Annotated in this window: 28 protein-coding genes; 18 read left to right on the plus strand and 10 right to left on the minus strand. The window is 59.6% G+C overall.

Annotation, left to right across the window (positions count from 1 at the left end):
* Nucleotides 1-214: 214 nt before the first annotated feature.
* The 3 genes from AAHE99_RS09090 to AAHE99_RS09100 are packed head-to-tail and all read left to right on the plus strand — an operon-like array spanning nucleotide 215 to nucleotide 4,820.
* Nucleotides 215-2,122 (plus strand): type I secretion system permease/ATPase, encoded by a 1,908-nt coding sequence (locus tag AAHE99_RS09090; protein WP_342116652.1) that lies wholly within the window; start codon nucleotides 215-217, stop codon nucleotides 2,120-2,122.
* A gap of 2 nt (nucleotides 2,123-2,124) precedes the next feature.
* Nucleotides 2,125-3,483: an HlyD family type I secretion periplasmic adaptor subunit gene (locus AAHE99_RS09095; RefSeq protein WP_342116654.1), complete on the plus strand. Its 1,359-nt coding sequence runs from the start codon at nucleotides 2,125-2,127 to the stop codon at nucleotides 3,481-3,483.
* Entirely contained in the window at nucleotides 3,483-4,820 is a 1,338-nt protein-coding gene (locus AAHE99_RS09100; protein ID WP_342116655.1) for a TolC family outer membrane protein, read from the plus strand. Before AAHE99_RS09095 ends, AAHE99_RS09100 begins: the two co-directional genes overlap by 1 nt.
* A 126-nt stretch (nucleotides 4,821-4,946) precedes the next feature.
* Here the strand turns inward: AAHE99_RS09100 and AAHE99_RS09105 are convergent, their stop codons facing one another.
* Both AAHE99_RS09105 and AAHE99_RS09110 read right to left on the minus strand, forming a co-directional pair.
* Nucleotides 4,947-5,465, minus strand: coding sequence for a GNAT family N-acetyltransferase (locus AAHE99_RS09105; protein ID WP_342116656.1), 519 nt, complete (start codon nucleotides 5,463-5,465; stop codon nucleotides 4,947-4,949).
* Nucleotides 5,413-5,736, minus strand: coding sequence for a type II toxin-antitoxin system TacA family antitoxin (locus AAHE99_RS09110; RefSeq protein ID WP_342116658.1), 324 nt, complete (start codon nucleotides 5,734-5,736; stop codon nucleotides 5,413-5,415). The genes AAHE99_RS09105 and AAHE99_RS09110 overlap by 53 nt, the downstream gene beginning before the upstream one ends.
* Nucleotides 5,737-6,033: 297 nt before the next feature.
* On the opposite strand from AAHE99_RS09110, the gene AAHE99_RS09115 reads away from it, so the two are divergent.
* The 5 genes from AAHE99_RS09115 to AAHE99_RS09135 all read left to right on the plus strand — a co-directional run bounded on the left by AAHE99_RS09115 (nucleotide 6,034) and on the right by AAHE99_RS09135 (nucleotide 9,363).
* On the plus strand, nucleotides 6,034-7,128 hold the full coding sequence (locus AAHE99_RS09115; protein ID WP_342116659.1) for an acyltransferase family protein: 1,095 nt from the start codon (nucleotides 6,034-6,036) through the stop codon (nucleotides 7,126-7,128).
* A gap of 75 nt (nucleotides 7,129-7,203) precedes the next feature.
* Nucleotides 7,204-7,713 (plus strand): hypothetical protein, encoded by a 510-nt coding sequence (locus AAHE99_RS09120; RefSeq protein ID WP_342116660.1) that lies wholly within the window; start codon nucleotides 7,204-7,206, stop codon nucleotides 7,711-7,713.
* Between the two features lie 82 nt (nucleotides 7,714-7,795).
* On the plus strand, nucleotides 7,796-8,041 hold the full coding sequence (locus AAHE99_RS09125) for a type II toxin-antitoxin system ParD family antitoxin (protein WP_342116662.1): 246 nt from the start codon (nucleotides 7,796-7,798) through the stop codon (nucleotides 8,039-8,041).
* The gene (locus tag AAHE99_RS09130; protein WP_342116665.1) at nucleotides 8,034-8,324 is read left to right on the plus strand and encodes a type II toxin-antitoxin system RelE/ParE family toxin; all 291 of its coding nucleotides are present in this window, start codon (nucleotides 8,034-8,036) and stop codon (nucleotides 8,322-8,324) included. Before AAHE99_RS09125 ends, AAHE99_RS09130 begins: the two co-directional genes overlap by 8 nt.
* 151 nt (nucleotides 8,325-8,475) lie before the next feature.
* Nucleotides 8,476-9,363, plus strand: coding sequence for a CFI-box-CTERM domain-containing protein (locus AAHE99_RS09135; RefSeq protein ID WP_342116666.1), 888 nt, complete (start codon nucleotides 8,476-8,478; stop codon nucleotides 9,361-9,363).
* 235 nt (nucleotides 9,364-9,598) lie between these two features.
* Here AAHE99_RS09135 and AAHE99_RS09140 read toward each other — a convergent pair whose 3' ends face one another.
* The 3 genes from AAHE99_RS09140 to AAHE99_RS09150 all read right to left on the minus strand — a co-directional run bounded on the left by AAHE99_RS09140 (nucleotide 9,599) and on the right by AAHE99_RS09150 (nucleotide 11,314).
* Nucleotides 9,599-10,171 carry a putative adenosine monophosphate-protein transferase Fic gene (locus tag AAHE99_RS09140; RefSeq protein WP_342116667.1) on the minus strand — a complete coding sequence of 191 codons (573 nt, stop codon included), beginning with the start codon at nucleotides 10,169-10,171 and terminating at the stop codon, nucleotides 9,599-9,601.
* On the minus strand, nucleotides 10,161-10,346 hold the full coding sequence (locus AAHE99_RS09145) for a YhfG family protein (RefSeq protein ID WP_342116668.1): 186 nt from the start codon (nucleotides 10,344-10,346) through the stop codon (nucleotides 10,161-10,163). The genes AAHE99_RS09140 and AAHE99_RS09145 overlap by 11 nt, the downstream gene beginning before the upstream one ends.
* Nucleotides 10,347-10,432: 86 nt before the next feature.
* A complete protein-coding gene (locus AAHE99_RS09150) occupies nucleotides 10,433-11,314 on the minus strand; it encodes a sulfurtransferase (protein WP_342116669.1) in 882 nt (293 codons plus the stop codon).
* Nucleotides 11,315-11,470: 156 nt separating this feature from the next.
* Between AAHE99_RS09150 and AAHE99_RS09155 the strand changes: the two genes are divergently transcribed.
* The 3 genes from AAHE99_RS09155 to AAHE99_RS09165 all read left to right on the plus strand — a co-directional run bounded on the left by AAHE99_RS09155 (nucleotide 11,471) and on the right by AAHE99_RS09165 (nucleotide 12,749).
* Nucleotides 11,471-11,794, plus strand: a complete 324-nt coding sequence (locus tag AAHE99_RS09155) for a hypothetical protein (RefSeq protein WP_342116670.1) — start codon at nucleotides 11,471-11,473, stop codon at nucleotides 11,792-11,794.
* Nucleotides 11,795-12,033: 239 nt separating this feature from the next.
* On the plus strand, nucleotides 12,034-12,237 hold the full coding sequence (locus tag AAHE99_RS09160) for a hypothetical protein (protein WP_342116671.1): 204 nt from the start codon (nucleotides 12,034-12,036) through the stop codon (nucleotides 12,235-12,237).
* Nucleotides 12,238-12,305: 68 nt separating this feature from the next.
* The gene (locus tag AAHE99_RS09165; RefSeq protein WP_342116672.1) at nucleotides 12,306-12,749 is read left to right on the plus strand and encodes a hypothetical protein; all 444 of its coding nucleotides are present in this window, start codon (nucleotides 12,306-12,308) and stop codon (nucleotides 12,747-12,749) included.
* 3 nt (nucleotides 12,750-12,752) lie between these two features.
* Here AAHE99_RS09165 and AAHE99_RS09170 read toward each other — a convergent pair whose 3' ends face one another.
* Together AAHE99_RS09170 and AAHE99_RS09175 are read right to left on the minus strand one after the other, a co-directional pair.
* Nucleotides 12,753-13,055: a c-type cytochrome gene (locus AAHE99_RS09170; RefSeq protein ID WP_342116673.1), complete on the minus strand. Its 303-nt coding sequence runs from the start codon at nucleotides 13,053-13,055 to the stop codon at nucleotides 12,753-12,755.
* Nucleotides 13,056-13,133: 78 nt separating this feature from the next.
* Entirely contained in the window at nucleotides 13,134-13,538 is a 405-nt protein-coding gene (locus AAHE99_RS09175) for an MAPEG family protein (protein WP_342116674.1), read from the minus strand.
* A gap of 43 nt (nucleotides 13,539-13,581) precedes the next feature.
* Between AAHE99_RS09175 and AAHE99_RS09180 the strand changes: the two genes are divergently transcribed.
* The 5 genes from AAHE99_RS09180 (at nucleotide 13,582) to AAHE99_RS09200 (ending at nucleotide 18,837) form a co-directional block, all read left to right on the plus strand.
* A complete protein-coding gene (locus AAHE99_RS09180; protein WP_342116675.1) occupies nucleotides 13,582-14,217 on the plus strand; it encodes a TetR/AcrR family transcriptional regulator in 636 nt (211 codons plus the stop codon).
* Between the two features lie 27 nt (nucleotides 14,218-14,244).
* Nucleotides 14,245-14,487 carry a type II toxin-antitoxin system Phd/YefM family antitoxin gene (locus AAHE99_RS09185; protein ID WP_342116676.1) on the plus strand — a complete coding sequence of 81 codons (243 nt, stop codon included), beginning with the start codon at nucleotides 14,245-14,247 and terminating at the stop codon, nucleotides 14,485-14,487.
* Nucleotides 14,484-14,903: a type II toxin-antitoxin system VapC family toxin gene (locus AAHE99_RS09190; protein WP_342116677.1), complete on the plus strand. Its 420-nt coding sequence runs from the start codon at nucleotides 14,484-14,486 to the stop codon at nucleotides 14,901-14,903. Before AAHE99_RS09185 ends, AAHE99_RS09190 begins: the two co-directional genes overlap by 4 nt.
* A 60-nt stretch (nucleotides 14,904-14,963) precedes the next feature.
* Nucleotides 14,964-18,500 carry a DNA polymerase III subunit alpha gene (gene dnaE / locus AAHE99_RS09195; protein WP_342116678.1) on the plus strand — a complete coding sequence of 1,179 codons (3,537 nt, stop codon included), beginning with the start codon at nucleotides 14,964-14,966 and terminating at the stop codon, nucleotides 18,498-18,500.
* Between the two features lie 76 nt (nucleotides 18,501-18,576).
* A complete protein-coding gene (locus AAHE99_RS09200) occupies nucleotides 18,577-18,837 on the plus strand; it encodes a KTSC domain-containing protein (protein WP_342116679.1) in 261 nt (86 codons plus the stop codon).
* Between the two features lie 54 nt (nucleotides 18,838-18,891).
* Here AAHE99_RS09200 and AAHE99_RS09205 read toward each other — a convergent pair whose 3' ends face one another.
* Together AAHE99_RS09205 and AAHE99_RS09210 are read right to left on the minus strand one after the other, a co-directional pair.
* Nucleotides 18,892-19,125: a DUF6139 family protein gene (locus AAHE99_RS09205; RefSeq protein WP_446728911.1), complete on the minus strand. Its 234-nt coding sequence runs from the start codon at nucleotides 19,123-19,125 to the stop codon at nucleotides 18,892-18,894.
* Between the two features lie 22 nt (nucleotides 19,126-19,147).
* Nucleotides 19,148-20,068: a DUF535 family protein gene (locus AAHE99_RS09210; RefSeq protein ID WP_342116681.1), complete on the minus strand. Its 921-nt coding sequence runs from the start codon at nucleotides 20,066-20,068 to the stop codon at nucleotides 19,148-19,150.
* 189 nt (nucleotides 20,069-20,257) lie between these two features.
* Here AAHE99_RS09210 and AAHE99_RS09215 point away from each other — a divergent pair, with 189 nt between their 5' ends.
* Together AAHE99_RS09215 and AAHE99_RS09220 are read left to right on the plus strand one after the other, a co-directional pair.
* Nucleotides 20,258-21,817, plus strand: a complete 1,560-nt coding sequence (locus tag AAHE99_RS09215; RefSeq protein WP_342116683.1) for an ATP-binding protein — start codon at nucleotides 20,258-20,260, stop codon at nucleotides 21,815-21,817.
* Between the two features lie 2 nt (nucleotides 21,818-21,819).
* A complete protein-coding gene (locus AAHE99_RS09220) occupies nucleotides 21,820-22,422 on the plus strand; it encodes a response regulator transcription factor (RefSeq protein WP_342116685.1) in 603 nt (200 codons plus the stop codon).
* Here the strand turns inward: AAHE99_RS09220 and AAHE99_RS09225 are convergent.
* The gene (locus tag AAHE99_RS09225; RefSeq protein WP_342116686.1) at nucleotides 22,419-24,671 is read right to left on the minus strand and encodes a glycosyltransferase family 9 protein; all 2,253 of its coding nucleotides are present in this window, start codon (nucleotides 24,669-24,671) and stop codon (nucleotides 22,419-22,421) included. The two genes, AAHE99_RS09220 and AAHE99_RS09225, sit on opposite strands and share 4 nt — an antisense overlap.
* Nucleotides 24,672-24,800: the final 129 nt, after the last annotated feature.

A 24,800-nucleotide genomic window follows, 5' to 3' on the forward strand; every position in this document is an offset into this window, starting at 1 on the left:
CCGGCAGTAGGCTAGCAAATTTCAAAGCTCTGCTTATAGCAAAAAATCATGCCTTAAGTGGCTTCCAGGTGGTAATTGCTCGTCGATTAAAAAAAATGTGACGTACATCACATTTTTCTCTTGTTTTAGGGGATAATGTCTCGTCTCTAATCCAAGGGTGCCGTCTTTTTGCGGCAGTCCAACCTTCGCGTCGCAGATGCGGAAGAGCTACTCCATGAAAAAATTACTGAATCCCAAGAGTGAAATTGAGCAGGTTTTGCTGCGCTTTAAGAAGACCTTCTACACAGTTGGTACTTTCAGCGCCATTACGAACTTGCTGATGCTGGCGCCTTCGCTTTACATGCTGCAGGTTTATGACCGTGTGCTGCAAAGCCGCAATGAGATCACGCTGCTGATGTTAACGCTTATGATCCTTGGCGCCTTCGCTCTGATGAGCGCATTGGAACTGATTCGTAGTTTCGTTCTGATTCGTGTCGGTGCAAAGTTCGACATGGAAATGAACCGCCGGGTCTATACGGCAGCCTTCGAGCGCAATCTGAGAATGGCGGGCGGCAATGCCGGCCAGTCGCTCCAGGATTTGACCAGTCTGCGCCAGTTCTTGACGGGTAATGCCTTGTTCGCGTTCTTTGATGCGCCTTGGTTCCCAATCTACTTGGTAGTTATTTTCCTGTTCGAGCCGACGCTGGGCTGGTTCGCACTGGGCGGCACGTTGGTTCTGATAGTCCTCGCGTACGTCAATGAGCGCGTTACCCACCAGCCGCTGGCGGAAGCCAATACCATGGCAATCGTCTCCAACAACCTGGCAACGAACAATCTGCGCAATGCCGAAGTGATCGAGTCGATGGGCATGCTGCCTAATCTGATGGGGCGTTGGTTCAAACTGCATGGCAAGTTCCTGCATTTGCAGGCGGAAGCTAGCGAGAAGGCCGGCATGGTTTCTGCTCTGACTAAGTTCGTACAGCTGTCGTTGCAGTCGTTGGTACTCGGTCTGGGCGCATTGTTGGTCCTCGAAAACAAGATTTCGCCCGGGATGATGATTGCTGGTTCGATCTTGTTGGGCCGTTCGATGCAGCCAGTGCAACAGTTGATCGCCGTTTGGAAAAGCTTGAGCAGCACCCGCAGTGCATACGAACGTCTCACCGCACTTCTTGAACAAAATCCTGTGCGTTCGGCCGGTATGGAATTGCCTAAGCCGAAGGGTGTGTTGACTGTTGAGTCGATTGTGGCCGCGCCACCAGGCGCCAAGGCTGCATTGTTGAAGAACGTCAGCTTTGGTATTCAACCTGGTGATGTACTTGGCGTTATTGGCCCAAGTGGCTCGGGCAAGTCGACTCTGGCACGATTACTGGTAGGTGTTTGGCCAGCAGCAAGTGGCAAGGTTCGTCTTGACGGTGCTGATATCTATCACTGGAATAAGGCGGAACTGGGACCGCATATCGGTTATCTGCCGCAAGACGTCGAGCTGTTTGCGGGCACGATTGCAGAAAATATTGCGCGCTTTGGCGAAGTCGATGCTGAGAAAGTCGTGTTGGCCGCTAAGCGAGCCGGCGTGCACGACATGATCCTGCACATGCCTGAAGGTTACGACACCAAGCTGGGTGATGGCGGTGCAGGCTTGTCAGGTGGCCAGCGTCAGCGCCTGGGCTTGGCACGTGCCATGTATGGCGATCCAGCATTCGTGGTGCTGGATGAACCTAACTCCAATCTGGATGATGTAGGTGAGCAGGCGCTGATTCGCGCGGTTGCCGACCTGCGCCAGCATGGCAAGACCATTGTCCTGATTACCCACCGTACTTCGGCCATCAATGTGACGACCAAACTGCTGTTGCTGCGCGACGGCACTGTCGAGGCATTCGGCCCAACTAATCAGGTTCTGGCGGCTCTGCAGCAACAGCAGCAGAAGGCGGTGGCTGCTCAGCAAGCGCAGGCTCAAGCACAGGCTCAGGCCCAAGCTCAGGCCCAGGCCCAGGCTCAGGCTCAGGCCCAAGCTCAGGCCCAGGCCCAGGCTCAGGCTCAGGCCCAAGGCGAGCAAGCAGCGATGCAACAAGCCGCAGTTGAGCAGTCTGCACGCGAAGCGACGCAGGCTGCGGGCGAGGGCAAAGCCACTACCGAACAGGAATGAAAATGAAATTGATCGCAACTAAGGAAAAAGCGGCGGAAGTCATTGCACATGACGTAGAGCCGTTGACTGTTAACACCGATGCAGGTGCTTACAGCAAAGTGGGTTGGATTATCGTGTTGATCGGCGTGCTGGGCTTCCTGCTGTGGGCTGGCTTTGCGCCTTTGGATAAAGGTGTTCCGCTGTCTGGCAATGTTGCCAAGGAAGGCAACCGCAAGGCCGTCCAGCATTTGAACGGCGGCACTGTCGACGACATTCTGGTCAAAGATGGTGATCTCGTTAAGCGCGGTCAGGTCCTGGTGCGTATGAATAGCGTACAGGCTAATGCGCAGATGGAAGTGTCCAAGGTGCAGCTGATTGCGGCGGCGACTGCACAGGCGCGCCTCATCGCAGAACGTGATGGCAAGTCGTCGATTACCTTGCCTGCGGCACTGCAACCGTTCAAGGACGATCCACGCGTAGCAGCGAATATGGCGCTAAATTCTCAGCTCCTGATGGCGCGCCAGTCTGGCCTCCAAACTGAACTCGCGGCACTTGACGAGTCAGTTGCCGGTCTGAAGTTCCAATTGGCCTCTCTCGAAGCCACGCGCGACAGCAAGAAAGAACAAAGCACCTTCATGAAGGAGCAGCTGGATAACGTACGTGAGCTGTCCCGCGACGGCTTCGTCCCACGTAGCAAACTGCTTGACCTGGAGCGCGGCTATGTCCAATTGAAGGGCGAAATTGCCGAGAACGCCGGCGCGATCGGACGTACTCAGCGTCAGATTGCTGAACTTGGTCTGAAACATGCTCAGCGAATTCAGGAATACAAACGCGAAGTTGGCACCCAACTTTCTGATATCCAGCGAGAGGCTCAGGCACTTGAAAATCGCATGAAAGCCGAGACCTTTGCCGTCGAAAACACCGCAGTCAAGTCGCCTGCCGATGGCATCGTTATGGGCATGGCGGTATTCACCAAAGGCGGCGTTGTGCAACCTGGCTTCCGCATGATGGATGTGGTACCGGTGGATGAAGCGCTGGTAGTTGAAGGGCGCCTGGCGGTTAATCTGATCGATAAAGTGCATGCTGGCATGCCAACCGAGCTGATCTTCTCTGCCTTCAATACAAACACCACGCCGCATATTCCTGGCGTACTGACCAAGATTGCGCCTGACCGTCTGGTTGACGAACATAATGGGCAGCCTTATTACGTTGTGCAGGTTAAGGTAACGCCGGAAGGTCTCAAGAAGATCGAGCAGCTCAAAATGGAAGTGCGCGCTGGTATGCCTGTCGAACTGTTCGTGAAGACTGGCGAGCGTACGATGATGAATTATCTGTTGAAGCCGGTAATTGACCGCGCCAAGACCTCGCTGTCGGAGGAGTAATGCGTTTTCCACGATTGAAGCGTGGCCTGCTGGCGCAGGCGATTGGTATGGGTTTGCTGGTACATGGCGGCAGCGCTTCGGCGCTGGGCCTGATGCAAGCGTATGAAGCCGCGTTGAAGAACGACAGCGTTTATCGCGCAGCGTTTTACACGCGAGAAGCCGGCAAGGAAAACCGCATACTCGGCCGAGCCGGTTTGCTGCCGAGCCTTTCCGCCAGCTACAGCGGCAGCAAGGCTAAGAGCGAGATCATTACCGCCGGCAACCAGCGCGACCAGGAATACATCAGCCGCTCGTCCAATGTGAGCTTGCGCCAGTCGCTCATCAACTTTGATGCGCTGGCCCGTTACAAGCAGGGCGTTTTGCAGTCTGAGTACAGTGAATCGGTTTTCCTGAGCGAGACGCAGCAAGTTGCGTTGCGCGTAGTCGGCGCATATGTCGAAGTGCTGTTCAAGCAAGACCAGCTGGCGTTGGCGAAAAGTGAGCGCGATGCATACCTCGAACGTGTAAAGGTCAATGACCGCATGTTTTCGAAGGGCGAGGGTACCCGTACCGATATGCTCGAAACGCGCGCACGCCTGGACGTGGCAGAAGCCGCGGTGCTCGAGGCGGAAGACAACCTGACCGCTACGCGCCTCAGTTTGCAAGCTGTGGTCGGTGCCGATGTTGTGATGGGCGAACTGGAGCCGCTGACACAAACGTTCCAGCGTCCACCCGAAGACGCTCGCACGCTGAAGGATTGGCAGCGCATGCTCACTGAGAACAATCACGAAGTGCGCTCGCGCCAACTGGGTGTTGATATCAGCCAGCAGGAAGTCAATCGCCAGCGTGCTGGCCATATGCCGCGCCTGGACGCCATTGCCTCCTACAGCAAGTCGGACTCCGACACCATCAACACGATTAACCAAAGCTCGACCACGCGCAGTATCGGTTTCCAGCTGACGGTGCCTTTGTACTCGGGCGGCGCAGTGAGTGCGTCGGTGCGCCAGGCCGTGGCAAGCCGCGAAAAGGCCAGGGCTGATTTGCAGACCGAGATCGATAAGGCGATGCTGGAGTTAAGCCGCGATTATGAATCGCTCACCAGCAGCGTCAAGAAGATCGAGGCACTGATCAAGGCAGTTGATTCTGGCAAGTTGCTGGTTCAGGCTACCGAGCAAAGCATTAAAGGTGGCGTACGTATCAATCTGGACTTGCTCGACGCACAGCGTCAGCTGAGCCAGACTCAGCGCGACTTGGCTCAGGCGCGCTACACCTACATCCTCTCTCATCTGAAATTGCGGGCGGCGGCGGGAACGCTGTCGACCAGCGATATTCGTGAGATGTCAGCTTACTTCCGTTGATCGCAGTTAGCCAAGGTCCGGCTCCATGGCCAGACCTTGGCTGAGTTTCATAGGGCTACTACATCGTAGGCGCCGGTTGGATTGCCTCACTCGACGCCAGCGCGATGCTGACGCACGGTGATACGCTCAAACATTGTTCGGGTCTTTCCCGGGAAATTTCGGCATCGATGCGGTGGGCAGAACCAGAGTGTCCGGGTCGGACGGCAGTGGAACGAGCCCATATTTCTCATGGAACGAGGCAGCTCCCTCCTTCGCATCAACGAAGAGAGCGAACCCACCAACGTTCTCTGCTGCACGCTGCGCGCGCTCCATTGCTTCAAGCAATAAATACTCACCCAGGCCACGGCCTTGAAAACCTTTGTCCACCGCTAATCGCCCCAGGGTGAAGCCTGGAATCTGGCGCGGCAGTTTCTTCTGCATTTCTTCCGGCAGGTCTTCTTTCTGCATCAGGCTACGTAAAGCCATGCTGAAGAACCCCGCAATTTTATTGGCGTTCGCTTCGTCCAAGTGAACGAAAGTCTTCGATACGCCGTTCTTTTGGTGCTGCATTGCAATCTGTTGGAACCAGCGATTCAACTCCGCATTGCCACAGTCAAACGCTTTCGTGTCGTGTGTATTGTCCAGTGCCACTACTTTCGGTGCCATATTTTTCTTTCATGAAGCGTTCGAATGCACGCGTCAGAGCTGCATTGGGCGCTGGCGGATTGTCGAGCAGGTCTAGCAACATGGCTGCATCATTTCTGGAAACATAAATCGCTTTCTCGCGGTCGATGACTCGTTGCGCTTCTTTTAGCGCAGCCTGAACGATAAAACTGTTCAGCGTCGTCCCCACTAAATCAGCTGCTTCATTTAATGTTTCGGCTATTGCACTCGAAACTCGAGCAGTGATTCGCTCTTTTTCTTGAGTAGCATTCATTTCAAAACTCCATTTGTAAGCAACGCTCCTGCCTTCAATAGGCAATATGCAGTATAGTACGGGTGGTGCCAAATTGCCACCTTGGGCCATTTTGTCACCGATTTACAAAGTGTCGACACTATTGTGATGCGTAGGACGTGCAAGCCGGTCAAGTCAATCAGATGCAGAAGCTCGCCCCCGTGGTAGTTACGCATTGCTAATTGACTACAGAACTGCCCACAAAAGATCAATCATTTCGCCTGCTTAACTTGAGTGCGCGTAAGATTGACTCATCCTTGGCGAACAACCGTCGCGCCGATGAAATCTCTAAACATCGTGTATAACCCGCGGATTGACCAGCTGCGCTGGCTTGCGGCTACGTTGGTGTTTGGTTTTCATTTTTATCTCCAGGCGCGCGGGCAGGGCTTGCCAGTGCTGGAGAGTCCCTGGTGGGGACTGGTCACGGAAGGGCACACCGGAGTAGGGCTCTTCTTCACGCTGTCCGGCTTCCTTTTCATGCAGATAGCGCTGGTGCAAAAAGAGATCCAGTACGGCGCCTTCCTGCGTAACCGCTGCTTGCGGATCTTGCCGCTGTTCCTGACGGTGTTTGTGGTGGCGATTTCGATTGGCCGCGACAGGTTCGCACCGCAAGATCTGCTTTACGTCCTGTCGACCAATGTCGGCCTGGCGCCAACTTCCTACACCACCATTACCGGTGCGGCCTGGACCATTTCGGTCGAATTCACCTTCTATCTGGTGTTTCCCTTCCTGGCGCGCTTTACGCTGGAGCAGGGCGCGCGCTACTTGTGGAAGCTGCTGGCCTTGATGGTGTTCTTCAAGCTGGCCGCCTTCACCGTTAACGACAAGAGCACGCTGATGTACTTCAGCACCCTGGTGGGGCGCTTCGACCAGTTCCTGGTTGGCATGCTGGCAGCGCTGCTGTGCGTGCAGTTGAACGGCAAGGTGCGGCGCCATGTGCGCTGGCTGTGGCCGCTATCGCTGCTACTGGTGGTGTGCAATGCCGCGTTGCAATCGCACTTTGGCAAATTCATCGCGGAGACGCATGATCCATTCTGGATCGGGTGGTCGCTGATGGAGGCGGTGGCGTGGAGCAGCTTCATCATCACGACGGTGGAGCATGACGGCAAGCTGCCGCATCTGTTGGAGAAGGGGCTGACGTATGGCGGCAAGATCAGCTTTTCGTTCTATCTGCTGCACATGGCGATGCTGCAGCTGCTGGTGACGCACTTCCACTTGCCGGCCTATACCGGAATTGTGCCGCTGGACGTTGGCCTGTCGCTGGTTGTGGCGTATGCCGCCACCTGGGGCCTGTCGTCATTGAGCTATAGCGCAATCGAAGAACCCTTCCTGCGCATGCGTCGCCGCTACGGCCCGACCAGCGTTGTTGTTTAGGGGCGGGTGCCTTGCCACGGCCTTCGTGCCACGCCACGCTACAATCTCACTTGTGCCGTAGTTTAGAGAAGATAGATGGAACCAGTACTGCAAAAAGTAACAACCGAGTTCAGCCCGGAAGAAGACCGCCTGCGCATTGCCGGCGTAACGGAAGATGGCCAGCAAGCCGTGGTGTGGCTGACGCGCCGCATGCTGGGCATGCTGCTGCCGCTGCTGGTGAAGCAGCTGGACGAGCAGTTTCTTTCGGCCACGCCCGAGCACCGCGATGTGCTGCAGGAGTTCGCCCAGCAAGCCGCGCAGGATGCGCTCGACGTTGGCGTGGAGCCGGTCAAGGCGCAGCAAGATGCGATGACCCTGCTGCCGCTGAATGTAGATCTGGCGACCATGGAAAATGGCTTGCTGTTGACCTTCCGCACCGACCCGGGCACCGGCTTCCGCTTGCCGCTTAGCGGCGACAGCTTGCGGCAATGGCTGCACATCCTATACAAGGCCCACACCGCCGCCAACTGGCAGCTTCCTCAATGGCCCGCCTGGCTGACCGGCACCCCCGAAACCGAAAATGTTCACTTTGGGGTCCGGCACTAAAGTGGACAGTTTCATTCATTTACGCCAATTCATGGACACGCTCATATGCTATATTGCACCAATAGTATGAGGAGTTTGCATTATGGGGACCGTGCGCAAGACCGTGACTTTGACCGCTACACAGGACGATTGGATCAAGTCCCAAATCGATGCGGGCCGCTATACAAACGACAGTGAGTGTATACGCGACTTGATTCGGCGCGAACAGGAGCGTGGCGTGGAAATGGAAGCAATTCGCGCCGCGTTGTTGGAAGGTGAGTCTAGTGGCGAGCCTCGTCCGTTTGACGTAGGCGCATTCAAGCAAAAGATGATGGCGAGGAATGGCTGAATATCGGCTTTCGCCAGCTGCTGAACGAGATCTAGAGGCAATCTGGACTTATACCGTTCAAAAGTGGGGTGAGGAGCAGGCGAGTCGGTATATTGACTTGCTAACAGCAGCATTTGCCGATTTGGCGGTGAAGCCAATGCTGGCGCCAGCTTGCGATTTTATTCGGCCAGGGTACCGGCGCCGAAGTGTTGAACGGCACATCGTCTATTTCCGTATTACGTCCTACGGTATTGCCATTGTTCGGGTGTTGCATGATCGAATGGATGCGATGCGCAATTTATAGCGTAAAAGCTTAGCTGGCCTTGCCCTCGGCGCTTGCCAAATAGACTGTGCACAATGCGCTTAAACACTAAAGTGGACATTGCCAGAAATGCAGCAAATGAGGCAAACTGCGGGGCTGTTTGCACTACGTCCCTCATGGAAACGCTGAAAAAATGACCAAACTGGTAGCACTAGAATGCACAAGCTGCGCAGCGCAGATCGAAATTGATGAAGACGCCAAGACCTACACCTGCGAGTACTGTAAAACGGTACATGAGCGCAGCTACGCAGCGGGAATGGGGCCGACGCCCGATACCCTTTGCATCATGGCGGAGCGGGCGCTGGATCGGGAAGACTTCGATAAGGCCATGGAATTCATCGAGCGGGGTCTGTTGATTGACCCGCATCATGAGCGGTTGCTTGAGCTGGAAAACCAGGCGCGTGAGGCCCTGGACGAGCTCGATGCGGAGGAGGAAGCATCGCAGTGCTACTCCAATGCGCAGATCGTGCTGGACGATGTGCTGGGGTTTCGTAAAGGCGGCCACGTAGGTGAGTTGTTGGGAACACTTCCAGCGCGGGTCGGATATGCCTTGCAGCACATCGACCGTGCGCTGGAGCTTTTCCCGGCCGCGCGGATTTATCTCAACACCAAAGCTCTCTTGCTGTGGGAAGGTGAAGGCAGGCTCGAGGAAGCGATTGCATGTCTCGAGCGCGCGGTGGCGCAGGAGGACTGTGAGCAGATCATCAAAGACAATCTGGAGGCCATGCGCCAGTCGCGGCGCGATGGTGGTTCGTGGGCTGGCAAAAACTCGTCGTCATGCTTTATTGCGACGGCGGCATTTGGTACGCCGTTTGCGGCGGAGATCGACGTGCTGCGTGCATGGCGCGACCAGCGGCTGGCCCACACCTCGTCGGGCCAGTGTTTTATTGCGGCGTATTATCGCCTGAGCCCTCCGGTCGCACGGTACATTGCCGATCGCCCCGTGCTCAAGCGGGCGACGCGCGCCCTGCTTATGCCCCTCATCAAGAGGCTCGAACGCACTTATGGGAAGAAGCCATAAGCCTGAGGCATCGAGAATGTCCACTTTGGGGCTGTCGGAAAAAGTTCAGAGTTCTCATGTTGCTAATTTCGCCCTACGTTAGTTTGAACACCAATACGGTCCACGCTACGTAGAAAATCGAGGCACCGAGAACTCCATAAATCACACCGGTGAGAAAGGCTGGCGCGTCGTTTTCATCCGTCAGAATTTTTCGAGTAGTAGCCCAGCACTCCGTCAAATTACCGTCGATATTCGACTAAAGAGTGCGATAAGCGGAGCCAGCTTGCTGTGGTAGGGCGTTGAGATTTGCTTCTAGCCATTCGCTTTGGCTAACCAACTCCCAATCCAGCACGTATCCGGCATTGATGCCGATAACTTCAAACAACAGGCGCTGGGTGCGTCCATTGCCATCCCGGAACGGATGGATGACATTCAGCTCGCAATAGTAATGTGCCAGCCGCGCAATGAACCGCTCGCGAGGTAACTCAAGGAGGTGATTTTCCTGCGCCATTTGCCGAAAGAGGTTGTTAGCTTCAGGTTCGACACGGTTCACGTTGGCAAAGCGAGTACTACCTTTGCTGATATCGACTGTGCGGAATTCGCCCGCCCAGCCATAAAGATCCTGGAACAGAAAGCGGTGGATGTCGCGCAAGGCCGACAGGGAGATGTTATTGAAGTCTGGCTTGAACTGCTCGATGCGCGCCAAGGTCAGCTCGACCTCTGCCGTTTCCAGGGCGGCGGCGTCGGTAAGGCCAAGCTTGTTAATCAGTATGTCCGAGCCGGGGTAGCAGTATCGCGTGTCGCCGCCGGCTCCATACTTATCGGTCATGCTTTGTCTTGGGGGCAGGTGTGGCCGGAGCAGGTTTGCTGGTAGGCGCCGGCGGCGGGGTCATCCCTTCCAGTCGCAGGCTGGCGCGGTAATTTCTGGTGCGGATCTTCAGGAAAGCCTGAAGTTTCATTTCGTTTGTCAGCATTGCAATACCTTTGGCGAAGGTTTGGTTCATTGTAGCGCACTCGCCTGGAGGAGCGCGCGTTTCACAGAGGTATGTGCTGCATGAAAAAAGGCCAGCATTTTTAGCTGGCCATTTTCTTAGTGCTTGCCGAAGCAGGCTGGGCAGGATTCGCCGGGGACGTACTCGGGAGCCAGCTGCTGGCGCGGGGTGACCACGGCGCGGCAGGCGAAGCATTGTTTGGTTTCGGTCGGCTCCAGCTGCGGGTTCAGCGCGGTGCGGTAGTCGAACACGAAGCAGTCGCCGTTGTAGTGCGCGCCGCCTACTTCTTCGAAGTACTTCAGGATGCCGCCTTCCAGCTGGTACACATTGTCGTAGCCAATGTTCTGCATGTGGATCGCGGCCTTTTCGCAGCGGATGCCGCCGGTGCAGAAGGTGACCACGGTCTTGCCTTCAAAGTCGGCCTTGTGCTTCTCGATGATCTCCGGGAATTCGGTGAACTTGGTCAGGCGGTAGTCGACCACGTTTTCGAAGGTGCCGACGTCGACTTCGTAGTCGTTGCGGGTTTCCACCATGACGACCGGCTTGCCGTTGTCGTCGTGGCCCTGGTCCAGCCAGCGCTTCAGGGTCTTGGCTTCCACGTGCGGTGCGCGGCCGTCTTCCGGACGGATCAGCGGGTGGCGCATGGTGATGATTTCTTTCTTGATGCGCACCAGCATGCGGCGGTGCGACTGCTCGGCCGACAGGCTTTCTTTCACTTCCAGGTCGGCCAGGCGGGCGTCGCTGCGTACCCAGGCCAGGTATTCGTCGATATTGGCGCGGGTGCCGGACAGGAACATGTTGATGCCTTCCGGGGTCAGCAGAATGGTGCCTTTCAGGCCCAGGCGGGCGCAGATCTCCTGGTACTGCGGACGCAGGACGTCCAGCTGCTCCATAGTGATGAACTTGTAGGCCGCGATATTGACGAAAACGGCAGGGGACGCGCCGGGCGCTGCGGGCGCGTTCAGGATGGTTGCTTCCATGGGATGGCTACACAGTAGAAATTCGAACAGCCGATATTATAGCCGTTCTCGGCGGTATGCCCAAATATTAGGCAGTGCATTCCGCAAGGATGAGTTTGGCACTACAATCATGCCCGCCGGGCGGTTCAATGCCCAATTCATGATAAAGGAATCACAATGACTCTCCCGCAGTACATCAACATCAATGGTACTTCTTACTCCGCAGACAAGCTGTCGGCGGAAGCAAAACAGCAAGCCGCGAACATCCAGGTGGTGGATGCTGAACTGGCGCGCCTGCAGCAGCAGATCGCGATCGCCCAGACCGCGCGCAATGCCTACTCCAACGCGCTGATCGAAGCGGTGAAAGGCGCCAAGGCCGCTGCCAAGGAAGAGAAGGCTGCCAAGCCAGCCAAGGCTGCTGCCAAGGAAGCCAAGCCTGCTGCCAAGGAAGAGGCGCCTAAGAAGGCACGCGCTCCGCGCAAGGCCAAGGCTGCTGAGTAATTTGCCTGGGTCACTATCGGGCCGGATGGCGGAATGACAAGTTTTCCGCCCCTTCCGCCCATTGGCCCGGTGACCTGCCTTTAAGCCTTGTTCAAGGCTGCCGGCCTGGCTCCTGCCGCGCTGGTTTTCAAATACGACCTTTCTGCTGAACCGCATCGTTACGTCCAACTTGGCGCGCTGCGTGGAACTTCTGCGCGGGATAACGGTCAAAGCTCCTCCAGAGGACGACAGGAGGGATCATGGAACAGCAATCAGAAGAATTGCGCCTGCTTCGGCAGAGTGTCGACAAACTGCTCGAACGCCAGCGCGAGACGGATCACGTCCTTTTCGGGCTCCGCTCGGATATGGAGCGCGACTTCATGTGGGTAAAGTTCTGGCAGGGCATGGCAATAGTTATCCTATTCGTGTTGTATATTTGCCTACTCGCACTTTTATCTCGCTGATATGCATCAACGCAGTCGAGTGTGGATCAGGCAAGAATTGGCCAATATTCAAAAATATTGGAGCGGACATGGAACTTCCTAAGCCAGATACTGGTCAAATCTCCTCGATCCCGAAACAGGAGGAAAACGTGAATCAGCTATCAGAGGAGTTGCACCTGCTTGAGCAGCACGTTGACAATCAGTTCGACCGGCAGCGTGAATACATTGATTTAAAGTTTGTCCGGCAGCGCGAGTACACAGACTCCGCCATCGAGCACGAGCGCGAGCGCTCGCTCCGTCTCACGGCGGAGCTAAAGGCCGCTTTGCTGGAACGGTTTGACGAAAAGTTCGAGGCCGGGCGCAAAGAATTTAACGAAAAATTCGAGGCCGGGCGCAAAGAGTTTAATGAGAAGTTCGAGGCCGGGCGCAACGAGCTAATCGGCCTCCGCAAGGACATGGACCGCAAGTTCCTGTGGATGATTGCGGGCTTTGTCAGTTTGATCGGGGGCCAGGTCGTACTGTACTTCCGTTAGCGCTTACTTCTGCGCGAGCACCCACCGCACCAGCTGGTGCGCCTCGGCATCGGTGACCTGGTTGGGCGGCATCGGTACCGCACCCCACACGCCTGAACCACCTTGCAGGATCTTCAGCACCAGCTTGTCCTCGGCTGCCTTGTCGTTTTTATACTTTGCAGCCACGTCCTTGAACGACGGGCCGACCAGCTTCTTGGCCATGGTATGGCAGGCGAAGCAACTCTTCGACTTGGCCAGTTGCTCGGCATCATTCGCGTGGGCAGCCAGCGAGGCGGACATCAGCAGGGCAGCAGCAACAATTTTCATGACTCACTCCGAAGAAATGTTTCAGCCATTCTAAACCGGGGTCTGGGGAAATCCCGCGCAATTTGCAACCAGGTGTGTCTACATCCATGCAATCAGGTTGGCAGCGAACATGCCCAGCAATACCAGCAGGCTGATGCCAAACGCTGTGGAGCGTGCCGCTTTTTTGTTGGCGTAATAGCTGGCCATATGCGCCAGGCGGCAGGCCAGGTAGGCCCAGGCTAGCGCATTCAGCCAAGCCGGCGACGCGCCGGACAAGATGCCGGCGATGGCGAACAGGGTGAAGGCGGCAATACTCTCATTGGTATTGGCATGCGCCCGTGCGGCGCGGAACAGGAATTTGTTGAAGTCGGGCGGGATCGGTGTCCCGGCCCGGTGGCCGCTGCGGATGGCGACCAGGTCGGCCACGATCAGCTGGAGCAGCAGCAGGGCGCCTGCGCTGCCCATGGCCCAAAGCGTTGGTGCGTAGATTCCAGGGATCTGCATCAAAATTCTCCTTTGCCTTACGGTGTAAGGCATAATATCTCCCATGAATGAAAAAAAAGCAATATCCCGCCGCCGTGAGGCGTTGACGCCCGAGCGCATTGAACTGGCGGCGCTGGAGTTGATCGACCAGGTAGGGCTGGAAGCGTTCAGCATGCGCAAGCTGGGCGAAAAGCTGGGCTGCGAGGCGATGAGCATCTATCACCACTTTCCCAATAAGGAGCATTTGCTGGATGCGCTGGTGGATCGCCTGGTCGCCAGCGTGGAAGTGCCGCCGCGCGCGCTGGCCAGCGCCGACCGGCTGCGAGGGCTGGCGCGCGGCTGGCGTGCCATGAGCTTGCGCCATCCGCGCTTTTTTCCGGTGCTGTCGGTGCACCGCTTGAATTCGGCGGTGTGTGTGCATTTCCTGAACGAGATCATGCTGGCGTTGCGCGATGCCGGCCTGGAGCGCGAGATTGCTGCGCGCACCTTTCGCGCTTTGGCCTATTTCCTGGTTGGGGCAGCGCTGGATGAGATTTCCGGCTACGCCAAGGGCCCATCGTCGCTGCACCCTGTCAGCGGCGAAGAGCTGGCGCGCCAGTTCCCGGATTTGGCCGCGGCAGGGGAGTATTTTGTACCTGAGCATTTCGAGCGCACGTTTGAATACGGTCTGGAGCTGCTTTTGCGGCCTATACTGAACTAGTCACCAAACTAGTTTTGGAGGTGCAATATGTACAAGGAGATTGGTGCATTCGATGCCAAAGCCCGACTCTCGGAATTGCTCAGGGCTGTTAGTGAGGGACAGCGCTTCACCATTTCCATCCGTGGCAAACCGGTTGCGGATCTCATCCCATCGCAAGCGAGCGGGCAGGAGGGGCTGAGGGAGGCGCTTGAGGCATTGCGCAATATTCCGAAGGTAACCGGCGTCAGTGACGACGAGGTGCGCGATATGATTCGTGAGGGTCGAAAGTGAAACTCGTGCTCGATGCATCCGTGGCCTTGGCTTGGGTCTTTGAGCGTTCCGTAGCCGAGGAGCGTTCGCTTGCGGATAGCCTTCTGGATCCCGCACTGTCATGGCAATTCCTGGTGCCTCCACTTTGGCATATTGAGGTTGCGAACGGATTATTGGTTGGGCGCCGCCGTGGACTTTTGCAGGAGGCGCTGGCGGTCAATTTCCTGCATCGCTTGTACTGCTTGCCGATTACGACGGACAAGACCGACCATGGGTTGCAAGGGAGGCAAGCCTTCGCCCTTGGCCAAAGTAGCGGACTTACCGCATATGACGCCTGTTATCTGGACCTGGCCCTGCGCGAGGGCGCCATGCTGGCGACTTTTGACCGGCAGTTGCAGGCCGCTGCGCGCAAGGCGGGAGCCCGGCTTCTGGAATAGGAGTATTGCTGGCTCAGGCGGTAAAATAGCGGGATAACCGACTAAAAGACCGCCTGCCCAATGAGCATTGAAACAATCGACCAGCCAGTAGACGCCGCGCCGGCCGCGGCACCCGCCGGACCGCAGTTTGTGCACCTGCGCGTGCACACGGAATATTCGATTGTCGATGGCCTGGTGCGCTATGACGACATGATCAAGAAGGCGGTCAAGGACGGGCAGGGCGCCATCGCCATCACCGACCTGGCCAATATGTTCGCCATGGTGCGCTTCTATAAGGCGGCGCGCGGCAAGGGCATCAAGCCTATCGTCGGCGTCGATACCTGGATCACCAACGACGAAAACCGCGACAAGCCGCACCGCATCATGCTGTATGCGAAGAACCGCATGGGCTACCTGCAGCTGTGCGAGCTGCTGTCGGAAGCGTGGCTGAACAACCAGTGGAAGGGCCGCGCCGAAATCCGCACCGAGTGGCTGCGCGACCTGCCGAACAAGCAGTACCCGCTGCTGCCGAATGAAGATCCGCGCAACTGCCTGATCGCCCTGTCCGGCGCCCATTTCGGCGACATCGGCCAGGCCATCGAAAACGGCAACCTGGACCTGGCGGAAGCCAACGCGCAGAAGTGGGCCGAGATCTTCCCGAACGGCCATTTCTACGTCGAGATCCAGCGCGCCGGCCAGGCCAACCAGGAAGTGCAGGTGCGCCAGTCGGTGGCGCTGGCGGCCAAGCTTGGCCTGCCGGTGGTCGCCACGCACCCGGTGCAGTTCCTGTCGAAGGAAGAATTCATCGCCCACGAGGCGCGCGTCTGTATCGCGGAAGGCGAGATGCTGGCCAACGCCAAGCGCGTCAAGCGCTTCAACGAGCAAATGCGTTTCCTTACGCAGGCGGAGATGGCGGAACTGTTCCATGACCTGCCGGCTGCGCTGCAAAACTCGGTGGAAATCGCCAAGCGCTGTAACCTGTCGCTGGTGCTGGGCAAGCCGCAGCTGCCGAACTTCCCGACGCCGGGCATGACCATCGACGAGTTCCTGGTGGCGGAAACCACCAAGGGCCTGGAAGAACGCCTGATCCAGCTGTTCCCCGATCCGGAGAAGCGAGAGAAGGAGCGCCCGCGCTACGAGGCGCGCCTGAAGTTCGAGAACGACACCATCATCAAGATGAAGTTCCCGGGCTACTTCCTGATCGTTGCGGAGTTTATCCAGTGGGGCAAGAACAACGGCGTGCCGATCGGCCCGGGCCGAGGCTCCGGCGCGGGCTCGCTGGTGGCGTACGCGCTGAAGATTACCGACCTGGATCCGCTGAAGTACAACCTGCTGTTCGAGCGATTCCTGAACCCGGAACGTGTATCGATGCCCGACTTCGATATTGACTTCTGCCAGGAAAAGCGCGAACTGGTGATCCAGCACGTGAAGGACCTGTACGGCCGTGAGGCGGTGTCGCAGATCGCCACCTTCGGCACCATGGCGGCGAAAGGCGCGATCCGCGACGTGGGCCGCGTGATGGACTTCGGCTATATGTTCTGCGACGGCGTATCGAAGCTGATCCCGTTCAAGCCGGGCAAGCCGGTCTCGATTGCGGAGGCGATCGAAGAAGAACCGCTGCTGAAAGAGCGCCAGGAAAACGAAGAAGAAGTGCGCCAGCTGCTCGACCTCGCGCAGCAGGTGGAAGGCATCACCCGTAACATCGGCATGCACGCCGGCGGCGTTCTGATCGCGCCGGGCAAGCTGACCGACTTCTGCCCGCTGTACACCCAGTCCGGCGATACCGGCGTGGTGTCGCAGTTCGATAAGGACGACGTGGAGGCCATTGGCCTGGTGAAGTTCGACTTCCTGGGCCTGACCACGCTGACCATCCTGGACCGCGCGGTCAACTACATCAAGGACCTCGATCCTGCGCAGGCCGACTTCGACCTGGCCAAGCTGCCGCTGAACGACCGCCCGACCTACGAGCTGCTGACCAAGGCGAAGACCGTCGCCGTGTTCCAGCTTGAATCGCGCGGCATGCAGGGCATGCTGAAAGACGCGCGTCCCGACCGCTTCGAAGACATTATCGCGCTGGTGGCGCTGTACCGTCCGGGCCCGATGGACCTGATCCCGGACTTCTGTAAGCGTAAGCACGGCGAGAAATTCGACTACCCCGATCCCCGCACCGAGGGCATCCTGTCCGAAACCTACGGCATCATGGTTTACCAGGAACAGGTTATGCAGATGGCGCAGATCATCGGCGGCTACTCGCTGGGCGGCGCGGACATGCTGCGCCGTGCGATGGGTAAGAAAAAAGCCGAAGAGATGGCGGAGCACCGCGAGATCTTCCGCAAGGGCGCGCAAGAGGGCGGCCTCACCATCGAGAAGGCCGACGAGATCTTCGACTTGATGGAGAAGTTCGCGGGCTACGGCTTCAATAAATCGCACGCGGCGGCGTATGCGCTGCTGTCGTACCACACTGCCTACCTGAAGCACCACCACACCGCAGCGTTCATGGCAGCCAACATGTCTTTGGCCATGGACGATACGGAGAAGGTGAAGATCCTGGTGGAAGACTCGATCGACGTCTGCGGCCTGACCATCCTGCCGCCGGACGTCAACAAGTCGGCCTACCACTTCCGTCCGGATGGAGAGCCGGGCAAGAAGGCCACCAGGATCCGCTACGGCCTGGGCGGCGTAAAGGGCGCCGGCCAGAACGCGATCGAAGCGATCATCGCCGCGCGCACCGCGGGCGGCCCGTTCACCAGCCTGTTCGACTTCTGCAAGCGCGTCGACAAGAAGCAGATGAACCGCCGCACCATCGAAGCCCTGATCCGCGCCGGCGCCTTCGACGGCTTCGGCGTCGACCGCGCGGTGCTGTTCGCCTCGGTCAGCTTCGCCATGGAATACGCCGACCAGGAAGCCAAGTCGGCCAACCAGGTCAGCCTGTTCGGCGGCGACGATTCCGACCTGGTGGCGCCGCCGGATTATGTGCAGGCCTTGCCATGGACCGACCGCGAAAAGCTGGCGGAAGAGAAGATCGCGCTGGGCTACTACCTGTCCGGTCACATGTTCGACTCCTACGCCGTCGAGGCACGCCGCTTCGCCCGCACCAAGCTGTCCGAGCTGGAGCCATCGCGCGAACCGCGCATGATGTGCGGCGTGATTTCCGGCATCCGCACCCAGATGACCCAGCGCGGCAAGCTGCTGATCGTCACGCTCGACGACAAGACCGCCGTGGTCGAAGTCACCGTGTACAACGAAGTCTTCGAACCGAACAAGCATATGTTCAAGGAAGACGAGTTCCTGTGCGTGACCGGTAAGGTATCGGAAGACCGCTTCTCCGGCGGCCTGCGCATCTCGGCCGAGAAGGTGTACAACATCACCGCCGCCCGCATCCAGTTCGGCCGCCAGATCGGCATGGCGCTGCCAAAGGCCGTGCCGTCCGCCAAGCTGGCCGAAGTGCTCGGCCCGCACCGCGACGAATACGGCCTGCCGCTCGCCATGCGCGTCAAACCGCAAGGCATCGACTGCGTGCTGCAGCTGGGCGACGACTGGCGCGTGGCCCCGTCGGACGAACTGAAGGTCGCGCTCGAACAAGCCCTGGGCGCGCAGGAAGTCGCCATCGAATACTAACGGTTCAGCCCGTGTCCCACCTTGGGGTCACACCCTAAGCGGGACACGGGCTCTTGCATAGGAGCGGGCCATGGAGATGAAACGGATTAACGCGGGCAAGCTGCGCGCCATCGGCTACGACGAGCGCGCCCGGGTGCTGCGTGTCGAATTCGACGACGGCAGTGCGATCGACTACGACAGTGTCAGCCGCGACGTCTGGCAGCGCTTTTCCAGCACGGGCAGCGCGTGGAGCTTTTACCGCGACAATATCGAGGAAGAATATACCGGCCGCAAAGGCCGCGCCAAACCACAAGCGGGCACCCGCCCGCCAGGGCTCGACGATCTATTCGGCGACTGACGGCAGAGCCCGTGTCCACCAAAGAGCCTGACCCCAAGGTGGACACGAGGTCAGCTATTGCATGTCTTTTAGCGCGGTGATGGCGTAGCCTTTGCTGCCCATCTGCTGGGTCAGCCTGTCGATGTGGTAGCTGGGCAGGGTTTGCACATCGTCATCGACTTCCAGCGATTGCTCGGCTGGTAGCCAGTCGGTGTTGATGGCTTCCTGTGGGATGGGTTTGCCCTCTGGGACTGCGAGGTAGGAAAAAATGCCGTTGTGTTCGGCGCGACGATAGATATCCAGGCGCATCTTCATCTCCCTTCAACTTGTCCTACGCACTTGCTGCGTAACGCTTTGATTCTACACCCGTCATCCGGGCCAGTACCGAATTATTAATCTCACTCAGCAAATCGTGGCGGCGGCGCATTTCTGCGCGTTTCTTGGAAGGAATTTGCTCCATGTCCGGCGCTTGCAGCGCGGCGCAGTTGAGCTGCCAGTCGCCGTCCGCGCGGCTGGTCGCGCCCAGCTCTTGCCACAGGCTGTCGTAGCAGGCTTTGACCTTGCCCTTGCGGATCGATTTCACGCACACGGTGCGGTTGGCGTTACCGACCAGCACCAGGTGGTCGCAGCCCCAGGCGTGGCCCAGCTGGCTGACCAGCTTGAGCAGCAGGTTCTTGGGACGCAGGCCGTGCAGGTCGCGCGTGGCTTCGCGCCCCAGCTCCAGGCCGCCGCCGCATTGCGGGCCCTGCACGCAGCCGATGCCGATCTGGCGCGTAAGGCCTTCCTGTACGAAGGAGAACGCCAGCGAGTACACCAGGGCGCTTTCGCACAGCAGTTGCAAGACCAGCTCGCCTTCGCGTTCCATCGGTACGACGGCGCGCAGTTCGATGGTATAGTTGGCCCCCGATTTGCCAGTGAAGCTTGCCAGTTGCAAGCCACCACTCGCGGCCTCGACCACGGCCTCTCCCAGGCCCTGCTGGACGATAAAGCGGTAGTGGTCGGCCAGGGCGCTCAGGCGGCGCTGGCTGCAGTAGCGTTTGCTGAGCCAGTGGCGGTAAATCTTGTGGATCAGGCGTGGTTGCAGCGTGGCCAGCTGGCGCAGGCAGGGGTCCGAATTGAGCAAGTCGAGCCAGCCGCGCGTGAGGCGCGGGGCGCCCATGGCACGCACGTGCAGCTTTACTGCTGCCGTCAGTTTGGACAGGGGCGATTTGGATTCCAGGCCCGAATTGAGCGTGACGGCGTGCAGATACATTGCGTTATAAAAACGAAACAGTGCGTTACAATCCGACAATGCTAATTGCACCGTCATGGTGCGGCAATACTGTAGTTACCCGTACGTGATTCACTTACTTATTGTTCAAAATCAACTTATATTTCACATGGGTTGCAACGCTAAGTAACAGCTTCAGCTATGTATAACCCTTAGTTGTAATTTTTCATCATGCGTCTGACCGCTCTGTTCCCGGCGACTGGTTTTGTACTGGTCTATCTGCTCTTCGACTGGCTGAGCTATGTCGAACCGTTGCTCGGGCTTAACATCACGCCGTGGAACCCGGACACGGCCCTCGGCCTGGTGTTCTGGCTGGTGGTCGGCCGGCGCGCGGCGCTGCCGTGGTTCGCCGCCCTGGTGGCGGGCGATGTGCTGGTGCGCGGCATGCCGGGCGGCCCGCTGGGCACCGTGTTGACGGCGGGCTGGCTGACCTGCGCCTACGGCCTGCTGGCGGAAACCCTGCGCAAGGTGCTGGCCGGCGGTTCGATTTTTGCCGCGCGCAAGAACTTCTACCAATGGCTGGCGATTGTCGGCGCAGGCGCCATGCTGAACGCGGTGGTGCATATTTCTCTGCTGGCCTGGCTGGGCCTGGTGCCCTGGAGCGACTGGATGCTGGCGGTCTGGCGCTTCGGCTTCGGCGACCTGGTGGGCGTGGTGGTCAGCATGCCGCTGCTGTGGAAACTCTCCACGGCGGAGGGCAGGGCGCGCCTGCGCGCCGCCACCTGGAAGCCGGAAACCCTGGGCTACCTGGCGCTGGCGGTGTTCGTGCTGTGGGCGGTGTTCGGCTACATCATGACGTCCGAATTCAAGCACTTCTATTTCCTGTTCCTGCCGCTGATCTGGGCCGCTTCGCGCCAGGGCGTGCATGGCGCGGCGCTGGTGGTGTTCGTGCTGCAGCTGGCGATCGTGACCCTGGTCAAGGCCAGCCAGGCCAATAACATCACGGTGTCCGAGCTGCAGATGCTGGATGCGGTGCTGGCGCTGGTGGGCTTCTTCATCGGCATTGCGGTGGACGAGCGGCGCCAGGCGGCGGAGGAGCTGAAACAGACCCTGCGCCTGGCTGCGGCGGGCGAGATGGCGGCCGCGCTGGCGCATGAACTGAACCAGCCGATGACGGCGCTGGCGGTGTACGGCAAGGCCTGCGAGCACCTGCTGGCGCGCGGCGAGACCGGCGACCTGCTGAAAAACGCCATCGGCCAGATGATCAACGAGTCGGCGCGCGCGGCGGAAGTAGTGCGCCGCCTGCGCGACTTCTTCCGCACCGGCGCCATGCAGCTGGAGACGGTGGGCGCGGCGGAGCTGCTGACGGACATCGTGCAGCAATTCCGGCCGCAGTTCATGGAGCACGGGGTGCAGCTGGCCGTGGCGGAATCGCCGCCGCTGGTGGTGCAGGTGGACCGCCTGCAGATCGAGCTGGTGCTGCGCAACCTGCTGGCCAATGCGCTGGATGCGGTGCGGGTGCGCCCGGCGGGCCAGCGCCGCATCGCCATCGCGGCGGAGAACGTGGGCGGCAAACTGCGCTTCACCGTGGAGGACAGCGGCGAAGGCCTGTCGGAGGAGCGCGCGGCGCGCCTGTTCGAACCTTTCGTGTCGACCAAGGCCAGCGGCATGGGCCTGGGCCTGGTGCTGAGCCGCTCCATCGTGGAGGCGCACGGCGGCAGTTTGTGGGCAGAAGTTGCCGCGCACGGCGTCTTTCGTTTTATACTGCCGGCGCTGGATTCTGGAGAATAGCCTTGTCACCCAACCTTACCGTATTCATCGTTGACGATGATCCTTCGCTGCGCGATGCACTGGGCCTGCTGCTCGGCGTGCGCGGCTACCGTACCGCCGTTTTCGCCAGTGCCGAGGCGTTCCTGCAGGCCTACCAGCCGGAATGGGCGGGCTGCCTGGTGGCCGATATCCGCATGTCGGGCATGGACGGACTGACCTTGCAGCGCAGGCTGGGCGAGATGGGCTGCCTGCTGCCGGTGATTATCGTGACCGGCCATGGCGATGTCAGTTCGGCGCGCGAGGCCTTCAAGGCGCGCGCGGTGGATTTCCTGGAAAAACCGTTTGACGACGACAAGCTGATCGCCGCCATCGAGGAAGCGTTCTCGATGCAGCAGCGCCAGCGCCAGGACCAGGACCGCCGCAACCAGCGCGACCAGCTGCTTGCCGAGCTGACCCCGCGCGAGCGGGAAGTATTCGAACTGGTGGTCATGGGCCGTCACAACCGCGAAATCGCGCCGGAGCTGAATATCAGCGTGCGCACGGTGGAGGTCCACAAAGCCCGCCTGATGGCCAAACTGGGCGTGGATAACGTGGCGGACCTGGTGCGCGTCGCCCTGCGCGACTAAGCGCTCTGGCGCAGCGCGCGCCAGCCCACGATCACGTCGCACACCTGCTGCGGCGTGATCGCTTCCATGCAGCGGCAAGCCGCCTTGTCCTGGCACTGCCCGCAAGCCTGGGCGGCAGCCAGGTTCACCGCATTGGCGCCCAGCGCGCCCCAGCGCGCGATATCAATCGGTTTAATCGGCGGGAACAGGCCCAGGGTATTGCGTCCCAGCGCGGCTGACAGGTGCAGCGGACCGGTGCCGCTGGCCACCAGGCCGTCGGCGCGGCCGATCAGCGACAGCAGCTCGCGCAGATCCAGCTTGCCGCACACATTGTTCACATGGGGCAGGGCCAGCAGCTCCGGCGCCTGCTGCGCCAGCAATTCGCCTTCCGCCGCGCTGCCGGTCAGCCAGACCTTCACATCGCCATACGCCTGCAGCAGGCGCGCCAGCGCGGTGAAGTGGCCCAGCGGCCATTCGCGGCCATTGCCGTTGGATTTGGTGTGCAGCACCAAGTGGTAGCCCTGTTCGCCCAGCAGCGCATCGACCTTGGCGCTGGCCGGCGCCTGCAGGCCATACAGCGGCCACACTTCCGGCAGCGGCGGGATCTCTTTCAGGCCCAGGGGGCGCAGCAGTTCGAAATTGAGCTGGGCCTCATGCAGCTGCGATTTCACGCGGCTGAACCGCACCATCTCATTGCAGGCCAGCCAGTGGTAGAAGCGGTGGCTGGTGCCGATGCGGTGCGCGATGCCGGCGCGCCAGGCCGCCAGCGCGATACGGCGCTTGGGGAAGGCCAGCAGCACGGTGTCGTAGCCGGCGGCGCGCATATGCTCGGCCAGGCCCGGCTGGTCTTCCACGGCCACCACTTCATCCACGTTCCGGCATTGGCCGACCGTGTGCGCGGCATAGCGTCGCACCAGGAAGGTGATGTGCACGCCGGGATAGCGCTGCTTCAGCCAGCCGGCGATCGGCAGCGTCAGCACCACGTCGCCGATATTGTCGGTGCGGGTAATCAGGATGCGGCGCGGGCCCTCGCTGGCCGCGCCGCGCGTCAGGTACAGGCAGATGCCGGCCAGGCTGCAAGCCATGGTGACGTAGAACAGTTTGGGCGCCATCAGCCAGAACATCACGTCCGTCAGGCCGAAGCCGGCAAAGCTCAGCACCATCACCATGCCGGCCAGTGCCAGCGGGCGCTGGCCGTGGTCGCTGGCGTGCAGCATATTGCGGAAGAACTGGAACGGCGCCGCGTACATCGCCAGCAGCAGGCTGAAGTCGAGCAGGCCGCCGGTCGCCAGGAAGTGCAGCACGTCGTTATGGCTGCTGCTGTAATCGAGCGCCATGGTCGGCTGCAGCGCACCCTTCGCCACCAGCGCGCGCAGCGCCACGTCGAAGTTGTCGCGGCCCACGCCCAGCAGCGGGTGCTCGGTGAACATCAGCCAGGACGCCTTCCACAGCTCGAGGCGGATGCCGACCGAGGTGGTGGCGTCGCTGCGCGCCATATAGCCCTGCACGTCGGAGATCGCGGTGGCGACGCGCCAAGCCACGCCGGTTTGCGGCACGAAGTAGGCCACCACGCACAGTGCCGCGGCCAGGCCGAGCGCCACCAGCATGCGCTTGCCGTGCATCTGGTAGCCGTAGCGCGCCAGCGGCACCGCCACCAGCGGGAAGGCCAGCCAGCCGCCGCGCGAGGCCGACAGCGCGGAGGCGGCAATACCGGCCAATAGCGCCAGCGCCGGCAGGTAGCGCAGCTTGGGCGAAGTATTCAGGCTGCAGATCGCCATCAGGCCCATGGCCAGCGCCAGGTCGCCGAAGGTGATCGGATGGTGGGTAAAGCCCTCCGCGCGCCACATGCCGCCGAACTGCACCTGCCACAGCGCGAGCAGGGCGGCGCCGATGGTGCCGTAGCACAGGCCGAGCCAGAAGCGGTCGACCTGCGGTTTCAGGTAATAGAACACCCCGATGCAGGCCAGGCCGAACAGCATGCGCGAAGGACCGTCCAGGGTGCGCAGCGGCTGCTGGTAGGCCACCATGCGCAGCAGCGAGAACAGGAAGAAGGCGCCGAAGGCCAGCACCATCGGTCGCAGGGCGCGCCAGTTGTTGCGATAGCAATCAAATACGCCGTCGCGGAAGTACCAGGCGAACAGGCACAGCGCCACGGCCTGGATCAGGCCCACGCCAAAGGAGGTGGTCAGCGCAAACGCCGGCAAGGCAAATACCAGGAAGGCAGCGAACAGTTGGTTCTTGGCGGGCGTCGAATCGTGTGTTTCCAGCATGGAACTGCGCTATCGGGGCGGCGAAAAATGACCGATTATAACAGTCGGCCTACCCCAGCCGACGCTGGCTGCGGGTTGTTGTTGCCTTAGCTGCAATCGGTAATAATGTCCGGCTACAGGACTTAAACC

The sequence above is a fragment of the Pseudoduganella sp. OTU4001 genome, assembly GCF_038440195.1.
Lineage (GTDB): Bacteria > Pseudomonadota > Gammaproteobacteria > Burkholderiales > Burkholderiaceae_D > Rugamonas.